This is a genomic window from Alkalilacustris brevis (genome assembly GCF_003350345.1).
In the GTDB taxonomy this organism is placed as follows: Bacteria; Pseudomonadota; Alphaproteobacteria; order Rhodobacterales; family Rhodobacteraceae; genus Alkalilacustris; species Alkalilacustris brevis.
The window spans coordinates 1-13065 of record NZ_QNVJ01000067.1 but is presented as its reverse complement, the minus strand read 5'-3'; the positions used below and the strand labels follow the sequence as shown (position 1 = coordinate 13065).

Sequence of the window (13065 nt, the reverse complement as noted above, 5' to 3'; positions counted from 1 at the left end):
CGGCGGCCTTCGGCCTCGATTCCGCGCAGGGCGCGTGTCAGCGAAAAGCTCCAGGATGTTGGGCCCGCGTCCGATACCATACTTTCATCGGGTATCTTGTGTCGGGCGGGGAACACTAACCGTCATGGCGCCGCCCGGCCCGCCGGGCGGCGCGGATCGCGGCGGTCTGACAACCCCGTGGCGAGGCGAACATCGCCCCGCCCACCTGCACCGCGCCCGCCCGGATCAGTGCGGCCGCTCGCCATGGTCGCGGCCTTCTTCGTGGAATTCGTGCTGGCGCGACGGCTTTGACAGGTGCGCAGCAGCGTTGAGCCGCCGCACGAAGGCCGCCGCGACGATCAGCGTCGGCGTTGCAACCAGCGCGCCGGCAGCACCCCAGAGCCAGGCGCCGAAGGCGATCCCCAAAAAGACGCCGATGGGGGCGATCCGGATGCGCGCGCCAACCACCATCGGCGTGACGAACTGGGCTTCGATGATGTTCAGCCCGACGATCACGGCGAAAGGCGCGAAGGCGATGATGGGATCCTCGAACGACACGACCCCGACGCCCAGCGTGACCAGCGCCATGATGGCGACCCCGATGAAGGGCATGAAGTTCAGCAGTGCAGCAGCCACACCCCAGAGCGGAGCATTCGCCACGCCGAGCAGGTAGAAAGCCGCCGCCGTGCAGACCCCGAGCCCCAGATTGACAGCGGTGATCGCCAGCAGGTAGCGCGCGACATTGGTGCGCACGTCGCGCATTGCCCGCCCGACCGCCCGCCGTGCCGAGACCCCGGGAACCAGCGACATCCCCCAACGTGCCAGCATCACCCGGTCGCGCAGCAGAAAAAAGGTGAGCGCCGCCCAGAACGCCGCCCCCGCCGCCAGCCTCGGGGCGCCGATCGCCCAGTCGGCGAGCAGACGCTGACCGCCCTCCACAAGCCTGCCCACAGTGTCGTCGGCCAGTGCCGGCGGATCGGCGGGCGGTGGCTGGCCAGCCACTACGGATGGAAGCTCGCCCGGCCCGGCATCGAAGGAATCCGACAAGCCGGAGACGATCTCTCGGGCGCGTCGTTCCATCTCGCGCAGGACCTGGGGTGCGCGTTCGTTCCAGGCCTCGGCCGAGGGCGCGAGGGAATAGACCGTGGTCGCAGCCCCGAACAGCAGCCCCCCGACGACGAGAGCAGCGCAGAGCGATGCAGGGGCTCGCGTGTGTTCCAGCCATCGGACGGCGGGCGCAAGGGCGATCGCACATAGCAGCGCCAGTACCATTGGCACGGCAATCAGGCTGGCCGCGTCCAGCGCCGCAAGAATTACAACGCCGGCGATGATGCCCAGCAGCAGGGTCTGGAGCGCGCCGCGGTCAAGTCTGGAGAACCACCCGGCGGATGCCTCCCGGTGCGGCTGCGTCGGTGCCGGTTGCAGACGGTCGTCGGACATGGGACGGGCGGCCTTTTCGATACGATCGCGGGGCACGGACCATGCGATCCGTTGCGTGCGATCCGTTGCGCGGGAACGATGCCCGCGCTTTCGCGCCACCGATGCCGAGGGCATGACGGAGACGACGGGCGCTTCGGGCAACGCCAACCCTATCCCGGGCTGCTGGCACGCGCGCTGATGCAGGTTAGCGCCGCGCGCGCCGCGATCGGCGAAGATGTTTCATATGCCGCCGCCCGCGGCCCGATTCTGCGGGTTTCGCGCGGCATCCTCCGCCATCCGAAGGAGTTCGGACCATGGACAAGGAACGCATCAAGGGCACCGCCAAGCAGGTCGGGGGCACCGTAAAGGAGCAGTTCGGCAAGCTGACGGGCAACACCTCGCTTGAGGCCGAAGGCAAGATCGAAAAAGCCGAAGGGACGCTTCGGAAGACCTTCGGCAAGACGAAGGACGCCCTGCGCAAGGGCTGATGCCGGCGACACGGAGTTGTCACGAAAGGGCAAACCAATGGACAAGAACAAGAAGAAGCCCGGAACGGGTGCGTCAAAGGGCTCGAAACGGCCAAGCGAGTACAAGTCGCGTGAGGCCGAAGGCAAGTCCAACCAGACGGACGTTGCGTTTCAGAAAGCATTCGGCAAGGCGAAGGGCGTTTCCCGAAAGGGCTGACGTCATAGCCGAACAGCCCCGCCGCAAGGTACCTCGCGCGGCGGGGCTGATTCATTCCAAACTCAAAACAAGAACAGGAGCTGCGTCATGCTCGGCACCATTCTCATCGTCATTCTCGTTCTGATGCTGGTCGGCGTGCTTCCAACCTGGGGGCATAGCCGCTCCTGGGGCTACGCCCCCAGCGGCACAGTCGGACTCATCCTCGTGATCCTGGTCGTGCTGGTGCTGACGGGGCGCCTCTGAGATACTCCCGCTGTCCCCCGCTGTCCTCCCCGCGGCTGCAGGGGCGACAGGCCGGCCAGGGTATCCTGCCGCGCGCTGGCGGGTATATTCACGGGCGTGCCCGCCCGGCGCCGCTTGCGGCCCGGACATGCGCCGCCCGCCCGGGGCCCCATCGCGCCGGAGGCGTGCCTGCGGCATGACGGCGGGCGCATGTCATCTGTCGGGCTCTGGACGAGTCCGATCAAGCGCAACACATATCAGCGTCGGCGCACGGAGTTTCCGCCTGCCAGAATCGCGTTGATCAATGCGGCCACGGCGGCGTGCATCTCGGCCTTATCGCCACCGGGCGCAAACTCATGCGCTGCCGCGGCATCCTTCAGGACCCCGACGATTTCCTTTTCCGGCAGTATCTTGTGGTCGTTCAGCGCCAGCAATAGAGATTCGCAGATGGCCAGTGCGGCGGTTCCGGCGATGTCATTTGGCATTGTCATATCGGTTTCGCTTCCAACTCGGGGTGCGGGGACGTCCAGCTTCAATCGGGAGGAACGCCCCGCCACCATAGGCGCAAGCTGGTATTCGGAACTGATCCAGAGCAGCGGGAGGCGCACAATTTCCGGCTATCCGACACTTGACGAGCAACCTGGTATTACCCCCCCATGGAAGCCATGATGTCGATCCTGGAAAGCCCGCTTACCCGAAAGCTGTCGACCTTCGTCGCCCTGGGCGACGGGGATCTGGAAACGCTTGCGCGGTTTCACCGGCGCCGCCGGAGCTTTCTGCCCGGGCACGAAATGATCCACGAGGGGCAGAAGGAGCCTTCCGTCTTCATTCTGGCCAAAGGCTGGGCGTGCTCCTACAAGTTGCTGCCCGATGGCGAGCGGCAGATCGTCGACTTCCAGATACCCGGTGATTTCCTGGGGCTGCGCAGTGCCCTGCTCCGAACGACCGACCACAGCGTCGAAGCCATAACCCCCATCGAGGCTTCCGAGGTGCTTGCCTCGGATATCTTCGAGGCGTTTGCGCGGGCTCCGCGCCTTGCCACCGCCATTCTGTGGGCGGCATCGCGCGACGAGGCGGTGGTGGTGGAACACCTGGTCGATATCGGCCGGCGCACGGCCGAAGAGCGCACGGCGCATTTCCTGCTCGAACTCGGTGCCCGGATGGAACTCGTCGGTCTGGGCGACAGGACGGGCTTCGATTGCCCGCTGACCCAGTACCACCTTGCCGACGCCCTGGGGCTGAGCGCCGTGCATGTGAACCGTGTTCTGCGCACCCTGCGCGATGACGGGCTTCTCACCTTTCAGAAGGGGCGGGTGACGTTTGACGATTTCAGTCGTCTGACGGCTCTCGCCGGCTTCGACACAAGCTATCTGGATCAGGACGGCCCGCTGCTGCGCTGAGCACGCTTTCCGCCACATCCTGGCCGGCGAGACATGGAGCTTGCGCTGCGCCGAGGTTACGCGAGTGCGTGTTTCGCGGCGTCGAGTTTACGGTTGCACTCACCGTCGTGGTTTGCGGCCTGCGCCTTCTCGGCGGCCTGGTAATGTTTCAGCGCCGCGTCCTTCTTGGGACCGGCCGGCGCTTTGTCCCAGGCGGCCTTGACTGATTTCATCTTCTCGTCGGTGCTTGGCACCGGGGATTTAGTTTGCATGGGCTTGGTCCTTTCGGCGCTGCCCGAATTGGCGAAGCCTCCATCCCGCTCCGGAACAGTACCCGGTAGCCAGGCAGGAAGACTTCGCCCGCATTCGTAACAAACGACCAACGGCTGAATATGCTGCCGTCTCGATGAGCCTATGACGGTGCCGGGGCGGCAGGGCTGATGCAGGTTAGCACTTGGGGCTATTATGTGCGCGCCCGCAAAGTAACGGGACGGGCGCGGAGCAGAGCCCCGGCCCGTCCCGTTGTCGCAAGCCGAATGCGCGTCAGCTGGTCGGCGTGATCACGATCTCGACCCGCCGGTTTTCTGCGCGCCCCGCAGAAGTGGTGTTCGTGGCGATCGGCTCGTAAAAGCCGCGCCCCGCGACCGCGATCCGCGAAGCTCTCACGCCGTTGCCGATGAGAATACGCGCAACCGAAAGCGCGCGCTCCTGGCTGAGCTGGTTGTTATAGGTTGCTGTTCCGACATTGTCGGTATGGCCGACAACGCGGACCGTCGAATTGGGATGGCGCTGCAGGCTTTCCGAAACCGTCCTCAATGCGGGATGGAACGCGGGGTCGACAACCGACGACGCCGTGCGGAAGGTCACCGAGGCGGGCAGGATGACCCGAAGGTCGCTTCCGGTGTTGGTGATATCGGCGCCGGTGCCGGCAAGGGAGCTGCGCAGCTCGCGCTCCTGCGCGGCCAACTGCAACCCGAACGCGCCGCCGGCCGCGGCCCCGATCACGCCACCGATCAGGGTCGCCCGGGTATCCCCGCCGATCACCTGCCCGGCGGCGGCGCCGGTCAGCCCGCCTATCACCGCACCTGTCGCGGGCTGATTTGTCGTCCCGTCAGGATTCGTGCAGCCAGCCAGTATCAGCGCGGCCGCGACAACGCCGATCGAAATTGTTTTTCCATGATAGCCCATAATGCTGTCCTTTCGCGGGGAATCCGCAACGCACCTGCCAAGCGGTCTGCCCCGAATCATGCGGATAATGACATCATTCACAGCAAGACATGCTGATCTGCGTTAGGCGGCTATCGTCCGGCCGGTGGGTGGCTGCAGCGTCATGATCTGCCCCGCTCCGCAAACTGGACCGTTTCAGGCTGGAGTGTTCCGCTACGCTTTCGCGGCTGTCAGGTTCGGTCGATAGTGACTTGATCCCCAGTTTCTTCCTCCCCGGCCGATGGCGGGGCCTCCGGGGCGGTGGGGTGCACTTCGTCCTCGGCCTGTTGCGCGGCCTCGCGCTCGGCCTCGCGCAGCAGCAGATATTCGATGCGCCGGTTCAGCAGGCGCGCGGTCTCGGCCTTCATGGCAAGCTCATGCGACAGGTCACGATGGAGCGACACGGCAATCAGGATCATCAGCAGCATGAAGGGAAAGGCCGCGATGATCGAAACTGTCTGCAGGCTTTCAAGCCCCCCGGTCAGCAGCAGAACCACCACCACCATCAGCTGTAGCCCCGCCCAAAGCACGCGTATGGTGGTCGTGGGGTTGAGCACGCCCTTCGAGGTGAACATGCCCAGCACGAAGGTTGCCGCATCGGCCGAAGTGATCAGGAACAGGCAGACGAGCACGATCGCCACCGCTGTCAGCAACCCGCCAAGCGGCAACTGGTCGAGCATGACGAACAGACCGGACGGCACCTCGGTTGCGACCGCCGCGGCGATGCCGGCCCCCGCGAAGATCTCGAAATGGACCGCGGCGCCGCCAAAGACGGAAAACCACAGCATGCTCAGCGCCACCGGCACGATCATCACGCCCAGTACGAACTCGCGGATCGTGCGCCCGCGCGAGATGCGCGCGATGAAGCTGCCCACGAACGGCGCCCAGCTCAGCCCCCAGGCCCAATAGAACATCGTCCATTGCTCGACCCAGCGACCATCGGAAAAGGGCGTGGTCACAAGGCTCATCTGCACGACATTGCCCAGGTATTCGCCCAGAGTCTGGGTCATCACGCCGAAGATGAACGCAGTCGGACCAAAGGCCAGCACAAAGAGCAGCAAGAGGCCCGCCAGCGCCATGTTGAGATTGCTGAGCAGCCGCAGGCCCTTGTCGAGCGGCGTCATCGCCGAGAGCACGAACAGCCCGCCCACCACCGCGATGATCCCGAACTGCGCGGGGAAACCAAAGGGGATGTCGCTGACCCGTGAGATGCCGCTGTTGATCTGTAACGCCCCGAGCCCCAGCGTCGTCGCCACGCCAAAGACTGTCGAGACGACCGTAAGGATGTCGATGGCCTTGCCCCAGCCGCTGTCCACCCGGTCGCCCAGCAGAGGCCGCAGCGTTTCGCTGATCAGGCCAAAGCTGTTATGGCGAAAGCGCACATAGGCAATCGCCAGCCCGACCAATGCGAAATTCGCCCATTGGTGCAACCCCCAGTGAAAGAAGGCATAGGTCATCCCGGTCTGCGCGGCATCGGCGGTGCGTGGCAGGCCACTGCCCAGGGGTGGTTCGTTGTAATGCATCATCGGCTCGGCCACGCCCCAGAACACCAGCCCCACGCCCATGCCGGCCGAAAAGATCATCGCCAGCCAACTGGTGAAGGAAAACTCTGCCGGTTCGTCCTCGGCGCCCAGGCGTATCTCGCCGGTCCGCGACAGGCCCAGATACAGCACGAAACCGACAAAGCCGGTGATGACCAGCAGATACATCCAGCCCAGGTTGTCGGCCGTGGTCTCAAGGATGGTTTGCGCCGCCCGCCCGACCACGCCGGGGGCCGTGGCGGCCGCCGCCACGAACAGCACGATCAGCGCGCTGGAGATGCGAAAGACAATGCCCACATCGCCCAACAGGCTGCGGGTGGCTTGTATGAGAGAGTGCATGAGGCTCCTGAAACGGTTGCGGCGGGGCGTTCTTTCGCGTCAGATCTATAGGCAGCCGGAGGTCCGGGGTCAAAACTGGCCGCCGTTGCCGCTTTCGATGCAGCGTGCCTTCACCGGTTGAGAGGCAGGTCGGTTGCCTGGCCCTTGCCCGGCGCATGCAGGGTTTCGCGCCGTCGCATGTCGACAAGCATGGCGTAGAGCGCGGGCAGCAGGATGAGCACCAGCAGCGTCGATGTGGCCAGCCCGAAGGCCACGGCGATGACCAGCGGCTTGAGCGTCTGCGCCTGGGTCGAGGTTTCGGCCAGCAACGGCAGGATGCCAACGATCGTTGTCGTTGCGGACAGCACGATGGCGCGGAACCGGTCGCGGCTGGCCTGGCCCGCCGCGCGCAACACGTCCATGCCGCGCGCGACATGTGCCTTGATGAACTGCACCAGCAGGATTGAGTTGTTGACCACGATCCCAGCCAGCGACGCGCCCCCCACCAGCGACGGCATCGAGATGTCGTAGCCCATCAGCACATGCCCCCAGATCACGCCGAGGAACGCCAGCGGAATGGTCAGCATCACGATCACCGGCTCGAGGTAGCTGCGGAACTGGTAGGAGAGGATCACGTAAATCCCCACCAGCCCGATGAGAAAGCCGCGCAGGATCGAGGCCGAGGTTTCGGCAAAGGCCGCCGACTGCCCGCCCGGCGCGGCCTGCACGCCCGGATGCGCCTCGAGGATCGCCGGCAGGGCGTCCCGCGCGATCGCCGCGGTGATGGCCTGGGCGTTGCCCTCGCGCACATCCACGCTGGCCTGCACGGTGACGGTGCGCTGCCCGTCGACATGGTTGATCTGTGACCAGCCGCGCTGTTCGGTCATCGTCGCCACGGTCGAGAAAGGCACCTGGGCGCCATCGGGTAGGGTGATGGTGAAGCCATCGAGATCGTCGCGCGCGTCACGGTCTTCCTGGCGGGTCTCAAGGGCGATCTCGTGCTCAATGGCGCCGATGCGCACGGTGCTTACCACGCTGCCGAGGAAGGCCACGCGCAGCTGATCGGCGACATCCGCGGCGGTCAAGCCGAGCTGATGCGCACCGGATGCCAGCGACATGTGCAACTCGGGCGGGCCGGGGCGCAGATCGTGATAGGTGTTGTAGACCCCCTGCCAGCTGTCCAGCTCGGTGCTCAGCGCGCGGGCCGCACTGGCCAGCTGGTCCAGATCCGGGCCGGTCAGGCGGTATTCGATGGCAACGCCCTGTGGGCCGAGCCCCGGCTCCTGAACCGTCAGCGCGACGGCACCGGGAATATCGCCGATCTCGGCGCGCCAGGCGGCACTGATCGCATCGAGCGTCACGCTGCGCCTGCCGGTGGCGAGGAAATCGGCACTCACCGTGGCCACATGCGGGCCGCTTTCGTTCGCGGTGAGGTTGCGGCCAAAACGCTGCTGAACCGCCTGCACCAGCGCCGCACCGCCGGGTTGCGGCGCGCCGAGCCGGTCCTCGATCCCGGCCAGCCCCGCGGCGATCTGCTCGACCGCCGCTTCAGTCTGCGCCAGCGGCGTGCCTGCCGGCATCAGCAGCCGCGCCTCAAGCACGTCGCCCTCGACATCCGGCATCGCCTCGCGCCCCAGATGCCCGGCGGCGACGAACCCGGCCGTGCCCAGCATCGCCACCAGCGTCGCCCCGATCACCAGGTATCGCCAGCGCACGGCCCAGTCGGCCGCGGCGCCGACCACATCGTCGCGAACCCAGGCAAAGCCGCGGTCAAAGCGCTGGCGAAATCGGCTGGCTGGGGCCTGCCGGGCAAGCGCGCCCTGCAACTGCCGCGGCAGGATCCAGAAGGCCTGCACGAGGCTGGCCGCCAGCGCCGCGATCAGCACCACCGGCAGAACCTCGAGCACCGCGCCCAACTCGCCAGCCAGGAACGACAAGGGGCCGAAGACAGCAACCGTGGTCAGGAAGGAGGACACCACCCCGGGCAGCACCCGCTGCACGCCGCTTGTCGCGGCCTCGAGCGGTGTCTCCCCCCGCGCCGATTCCTCGGCAATGCTGTCGGTGATCACGATTGCCGAATCCATCACCAGCCCGATCGCCATCAACAGCGCGACCAGTGTCATCATGTTCAGGCTCAGCCCGAAGGCGGCCATCGCCACCACCGCGCCCAGCATCGCCACCGGCAGCGCCACCGCCGACCAGGCGGCAAAGGCAGGCCGGAAGAAGAGGCTCATCACCCCGATCACCAGCACCAGCCCGATCAGGCCGTTCTCGACCAGCATCGCAAGCCGGTCGCGGATGATGCTGGTCATGTCCTGCACGATCTCAAGGCGCAGCCCCTGTGGGCGCGCCGCGCGCTCGGCTTCCAGCACCGCCGCGACTGCGTCGAGCACGCGCAACGCATCGGCGCCCGATGTCTTGTGGATATCGAGCACCGCAGCGCGCGCGCCATCGAGCATGACGCGGGCCTCAGGCGTGTCGAAGGCAAGGTCGATACGGGCAATCTGGCCCAGGGTCAGTTCGCCGCCGCTTTCGGCGCTGACCACCACCAGGCTTTCCAGCTCGGTTAGGCTGCGCCGCTCGTCGGTGAAGCGCAGCCGCAGGTCGCGCGCGGACGTTTCCAGCGTGCCGCCGGGCAGATCGACGCTTTGTGCCCCGATCTGGCGCGCCAGCCCGGCCAGCGTCAGCCCGTGCTGGCGCAGCACCTCGGCTGACACCTCAATACGGTATTGCCGCGCGCCGAAGCCCGAAAGCGTGACATCGGCCACCCCCGGCAACGCGCGCAGCCGATCCTGCAAGCCGGCGGCATAAAGCTCGAGGTGTTCGAGCGGCATCTCGCCGGTGATGCCCACCGCGGTAACAAAATCGCTGCGGTGGAGGGCGCGCACCACTGGCGGATCGGCGCGGTCGGGCAGATCGGTGATCGCTGCCACTTCGCCGCGCAGATCTTCCATGAAACGGCCAGCATCGCCGCCTGCGCTCATGGTGGCCACAGCGCGGGCGCGGTTGTCCTGAGCGGTGCAGGTAAATTCGGCCAGATCCTCGACGCGCTGCACCGTGTCCCACAAAACCCGGCAGACGGCATCCTCGACATCGCCCGCGCCGGCGCCGCGATAGGCGACGCTCACCTCGGCCTCGGTGGGGCGGAAATCGGGGAAGGTCTCACGCACCAGCCCCGGCGCGGCCACCGCGCCCGCCGCGATCAGCAGGATGAGCAGCAGGTTGGCCGCGGTCGGATGGCCGGCAAACCAGCGGATCATGGCGCGGCGTCCCCGTCTGCGACGCGCAGAAGCGTTCCCGCGATCGCCGGCACCACGTCGGTCAGCACCACCCGCTCGCCGGGCGCGACCCCGTCGCGCAGAACCGTCTGCCCCTGTTGACGGAAGGCGACCTCGACCGCGCGCAACTCGAGCCGGTCATCGGCACCCATCACCAGCACCCGCCCACCATGCACCGCGGCGTCGGGCAATTGCACGCTTGGGGGCAGCGGCGGGCCGGTGAGTGCGACGCCAAGATACATGTTGGCGACAAGCGGCACGGCGCCGGCACCGAAATCATAGGGCGCATCCACCGAAAGCACGACCTGCACCGTCCGCGTGCGCGCATCGAGCCCGGTCTGCACCTGCTCGACCCGCGCGGGCCAGGTGACATCGGCGCCGATCAGCCGGACCTCGGCATCGATGCCCGACATGTCGGCCGCGTGCATCCGGTCGAGCGGGGCGAGCGTGCCGGTGCCGAGAACGGCGGCGACGATCCGGCGGAAGGCCTCGACCGGGATCTGCGCCACGATCTCGGCCCGCTCGACACCCTCGCCGGTCAGGAGCGGCTGCCCGGCATTGACGAACTGGAACGCCTCGACCTGGGTCTCGGTCACGCGCATGTCGAAAGGCGCCTTGATCGTGGTCTGCTCCAGGTCGCGTTCGGCGCGCGCGATGCGCACCCGCGTGCGCGCCATCTGCGCCTCCAGCCGTTCCTGCTGCACCGGCAGCAGCGCAAGCGTGTTTTCCAGCTCCTGCACGGTGCGGCGAAAGGCGAGCGTGGCGCGCTGCTGTTCATCCAGCCGTGCCTGCGGGGCAGTGCCCTGCGCGACCAGTTCTTCGGTGCGGCGCAGGTCCTGCTCGGCCAGGGTCAGGCGCTCGCGCTCCAGGGCAAGGATCACACGCAGGTTCTCGCCCTCGGCGTCAAGCTGTGCGGCCTCGGCCTCGAGCGAGGCCAGATCGGCCTGCGCCTCGGCAAGCGCCAGCTCGTATTCGCTGGGGTCGATCTTGAGCACCTCGGCACCGGCGGTGATGAACCGCCCGGCCGACAGGTCGGGATGCGTCTCGATGATCGTGCCGCGCACCGAGGCGACCGCCGACCAACTGCGCGCCGGGCGCGAGAGGCCGTAACCCGTGGCAACGGGCGCCACGGCGCGCGCCTCGGCGGTGACGATCTGGACGGGGATCGCGACCTCGGCGCGTTCGAACCGCGTGGGCTCCGGACCGGTGCGCACCAGCCAGACGGCGATTCCAACGCCCAGCACCAGCGCCGGGATCAGCCAAAGCACTCGGCGGTTCATCGGCACGCCCTCTCATCAGGTGTCGGGCGGCCGGACCGGCTGGGCGCCAGTGTCATGCCCGGCCCCCGAAGGCCCGTTTGGCCAGTTTCACACGCGTTGCCGCCAGCAGAACCCGCATTGCAGCGGCGGGCGGCCAACCACGCCGCCGGCAGAGAGGCGGCCAGCTTGGCGGGCGTCAGGTGGCTGGTAATCTCCCGGCTCGAAACCATTGCATGTTCCCTCAGGGTTGCGCGCGCCGCATGCGGTCAAGCATTGCGTCCTTCAGCACGAAATGATGATAGAGCGCGCCCACCACATGCAACGCCACCAGCACCAGCAAAACAATCTTCAGCAGGTTATGCCCCTGCGCTGCTGCCTCGACCCCGCCGAACCAGGCCATCGCGCCGGTGACCGGCATCAGGATCATCAGCACGTAGAGGCCTGCATGGGTCAGGCGCGCCAGCATCTGCAACTTGGCGCTTCCCACCGCGGCCGGCGCACCACGCCGAGCACGAAGCACAAGGCGCCACAGCGCGAAGGCCATGATCAGCGCGCCCCCGGCGACATGGACAGCCACCAGCGGATCGAAGGGCACCTCCAGCCCGGCGCGGGATGCCTCCCACGCGTCGGCGATCCCATCCTTGAGTAGGTATTGCTGCACGATCAGCAGCACCACAATCCAGTGCAGCGCAATCTGCACGCGCGAATATCCGGCAGGGTTGGTCACATCCTGTCCTTTCGGCAACCCGAAGCGACTTGAGCTTCGGCCACATTATGTTAGTGTTCGTTCACTTACAAGAGGTTCCCCATGCCCCGCCGCCGCAAACCCGCCGAAGACCGAAAGGCAGAAATCATCGATGCCTGCCTCGCGCTGGCCGATCGGCTGGGGCCGGGCCGGATGACAACCAATCACGTGGCGCAGGCGGTCGGGGTGACGCAGGCGGCCATCTTCCGGCATTTCCCGTCAAAACAGGCGCTGTGGCTTGCGGTGGCCGAATCCGTCAGCGCGCGCCTTGCCAAGGCCTGGGAGCGGGCGGTCGCCAGCGACGCCCCCGCCGAAGAGCGTCTGAAGGCGCTTTTGCGCGCGCAGTTCGAACAGATCAGCGCAACGCCCGCTCTGCCTGCGATCCTGTTCTCGCGCGAGTTGAACATCGACAATCCGGAGTTGCGAGAAACCTTTCGCCTGCGCCTGATGGGGTTTCAGGCGCATATCATCGCGCTGCTGGAAGAGATGCGGCGCACCGGCGGGCTGCGCGATGACCTGGTGCCCGCCGATGCCGCGGTTCATCTGACCTCGCTGGTGCAGGGCCTGGCGATACGCTGGACGCTTGGCGCCCGCAGCTTCTGCCTGCCCGAAGAGGGCCTGCGCCTGCTCGACACCCTGCTTGCGCTGATGCGCAGCCCAAAGGGGAGGGACTGACATGCCGGAGCTGGACCGTTCCCGCGCCCTGTTTGCCGCAGCCGCCCTGGCCATCGCCTTCGGTCTGCTCACGATCGCCTCGGGCGGGGGCGCGATTCTCGGCGTGGCCGAGATGGGCGCCGTGGTTCCCTTCGTCCTGTGGTTCAACTTCTTCGCCGGGTTTGCCTATGTCGTGGCGGGGAACCTTCGCTCGGCGGCGCGTAATCGGGTGATGGTGGCCTTCTCGCTGCCTGCCGTGACCCGTCAATACGAGGAGTTCCTGATGCAGATCGCGGGGCGCTGATCTTGGAAACCGCTGTCGCACTCGCCGCGAGCCTGGCCTATCTGCTTGGCCTCGGCTTTCTTTGCGCGCGGAATCCC

At 66.8% G+C, this 13065-nt stretch carries 14 protein-coding genes; 6 read left to right on the top strand and 8 right to left on the bottom strand.

Going from position 1 to position 13065, the window contains the following annotated elements; genetic code table 11:
• Positions 1 to 225: 225 nt before the first annotated feature.
• The gene (locus DQ229_RS11220) at positions 226 to 1419 is read right to left on the bottom strand and encodes an AI-2E family transporter (protein ID WP_162300845.1); all 1194 of its coding nucleotides are present in this window, start codon (positions 1417 to 1419) and stop codon (positions 226 to 228) included.
• Positions 1420 to 1712: 293 nt separating this feature from the next.
• Between DQ229_RS11220 and DQ229_RS11215 the strand changes: the two genes are divergently transcribed.
• The 3 genes from DQ229_RS11215 to DQ229_RS11210 all read left to right on the top strand — a co-directional run bounded on the left by DQ229_RS11215 (position 1713) and on the right by DQ229_RS11210 (position 2325).
• A complete protein-coding gene (locus tag DQ229_RS11215; protein WP_114966368.1) occupies positions 1713 to 1886 on the top strand; it encodes a CsbD family protein in 174 nt (57 codons plus the stop codon).
• Between the two features lie 37 nt (positions 1887 to 1923).
• The gene (locus tag DQ229_RS16325) at positions 1924 to 2082 is read left to right on the top strand and encodes a hypothetical protein (RefSeq protein WP_155326502.1); all 159 of its coding nucleotides are present in this window, start codon (positions 1924 to 1926) and stop codon (positions 2080 to 2082) included.
• Between the two features lie 87 nt (positions 2083 to 2169).
• Complete coding sequence (locus DQ229_RS11210) at positions 2170 to 2325, top strand: DUF3309 family protein (protein WP_114966367.1); 156 nt, start codon at positions 2170 to 2172, stop codon at positions 2323 to 2325.
• Positions 2326 to 2561: 236 nt separating this feature from the next.
• Here the strand turns inward: DQ229_RS11210 and DQ229_RS11205 are convergent, their stop codons facing one another.
• Positions 2562 to 2789, bottom strand: a complete 228-nt coding sequence (locus tag DQ229_RS11205) for a hypothetical protein (RefSeq protein ID WP_420796864.1) — start codon at positions 2787 to 2789, stop codon at positions 2562 to 2564.
• A 180-nt stretch (positions 2790 to 2969) separates the two neighbouring features.
• On the opposite strand from DQ229_RS11205, the gene DQ229_RS11200 reads away from it, so the two are divergent.
• On the top strand, positions 2970 to 3704 hold the full coding sequence (locus DQ229_RS11200; protein WP_114966370.1) for a Crp/Fnr family transcriptional regulator: 735 nt from the start codon (positions 2970 to 2972) through the stop codon (positions 3702 to 3704).
• A 56-nt stretch (positions 3705 to 3760) separates the two neighbouring features.
• On the opposite strand, the gene DQ229_RS11195 is transcribed toward DQ229_RS11200, so the two are convergent.
• The 6 genes from DQ229_RS11195 to DQ229_RS11170 form a co-directional block, all read right to left on the bottom strand.
• Complete coding sequence (locus DQ229_RS11195; protein WP_114966365.1) at positions 3761 to 3955, bottom strand: hypothetical protein; 195 nt, start codon at positions 3953 to 3955, stop codon at positions 3761 to 3763.
• A 271-nt stretch (positions 3956 to 4226) separates the two neighbouring features.
• A complete protein-coding gene (locus DQ229_RS11190) occupies positions 4227 to 4871 on the bottom strand; it encodes a YiaD family glycine zipper/OmpA-like lipoprotein (protein ID WP_162300844.1) in 645 nt (214 codons plus the stop codon).
• A gap of 209 nt (positions 4872 to 5080) precedes the next feature.
• Positions 5081 to 6769, bottom strand: coding sequence for a BCCT family transporter (locus DQ229_RS11185; RefSeq protein ID WP_114966363.1), 1689 nt, complete (start codon positions 6767 to 6769; stop codon positions 5081 to 5083).
• 110 nt (positions 6770 to 6879) lie between these two features.
• The gene (locus tag DQ229_RS11180) at positions 6880 to 10008 is read right to left on the bottom strand and encodes an efflux RND transporter permease subunit (RefSeq protein WP_114966362.1); all 3129 of its coding nucleotides are present in this window, start codon (positions 10006 to 10008) and stop codon (positions 6880 to 6882) included.
• Entirely contained in the window at positions 10005 to 11306 is a 1302-nt protein-coding gene (locus tag DQ229_RS11175; protein ID WP_114966361.1) for an efflux RND transporter periplasmic adaptor subunit, read from the bottom strand. The genes DQ229_RS11180 and DQ229_RS11175 overlap by 4 nt, the downstream gene beginning before the upstream one ends.
• A 220-nt stretch (positions 11307 to 11526) precedes the next feature.
• Positions 11527 to 12012, bottom strand: coding sequence for a cytochrome b (locus tag DQ229_RS11170; protein ID WP_114966360.1), 486 nt, complete (start codon positions 12010 to 12012; stop codon positions 11527 to 11529).
• 81 nt (positions 12013 to 12093) lie between these two features.
• Between DQ229_RS11170 and DQ229_RS11165 the strand changes: the two genes are divergently transcribed.
• Both DQ229_RS11165 and DQ229_RS17030 read left to right on the top strand, forming a co-directional pair.
• A complete protein-coding gene (locus tag DQ229_RS11165; RefSeq protein WP_114966359.1) occupies positions 12094 to 12705 on the top strand; it encodes a TetR/AcrR family transcriptional regulator in 612 nt (203 codons plus the stop codon).
• 1 nt (position 12706) lies between these two features.
• Complete coding sequence (locus DQ229_RS17030; protein ID WP_202909560.1) at positions 12707 to 12988, top strand: hypothetical protein; 282 nt, start codon at positions 12707 to 12709, stop codon at positions 12986 to 12988.
• Positions 12989 to 13065 lie beyond the last annotated feature (77 nt).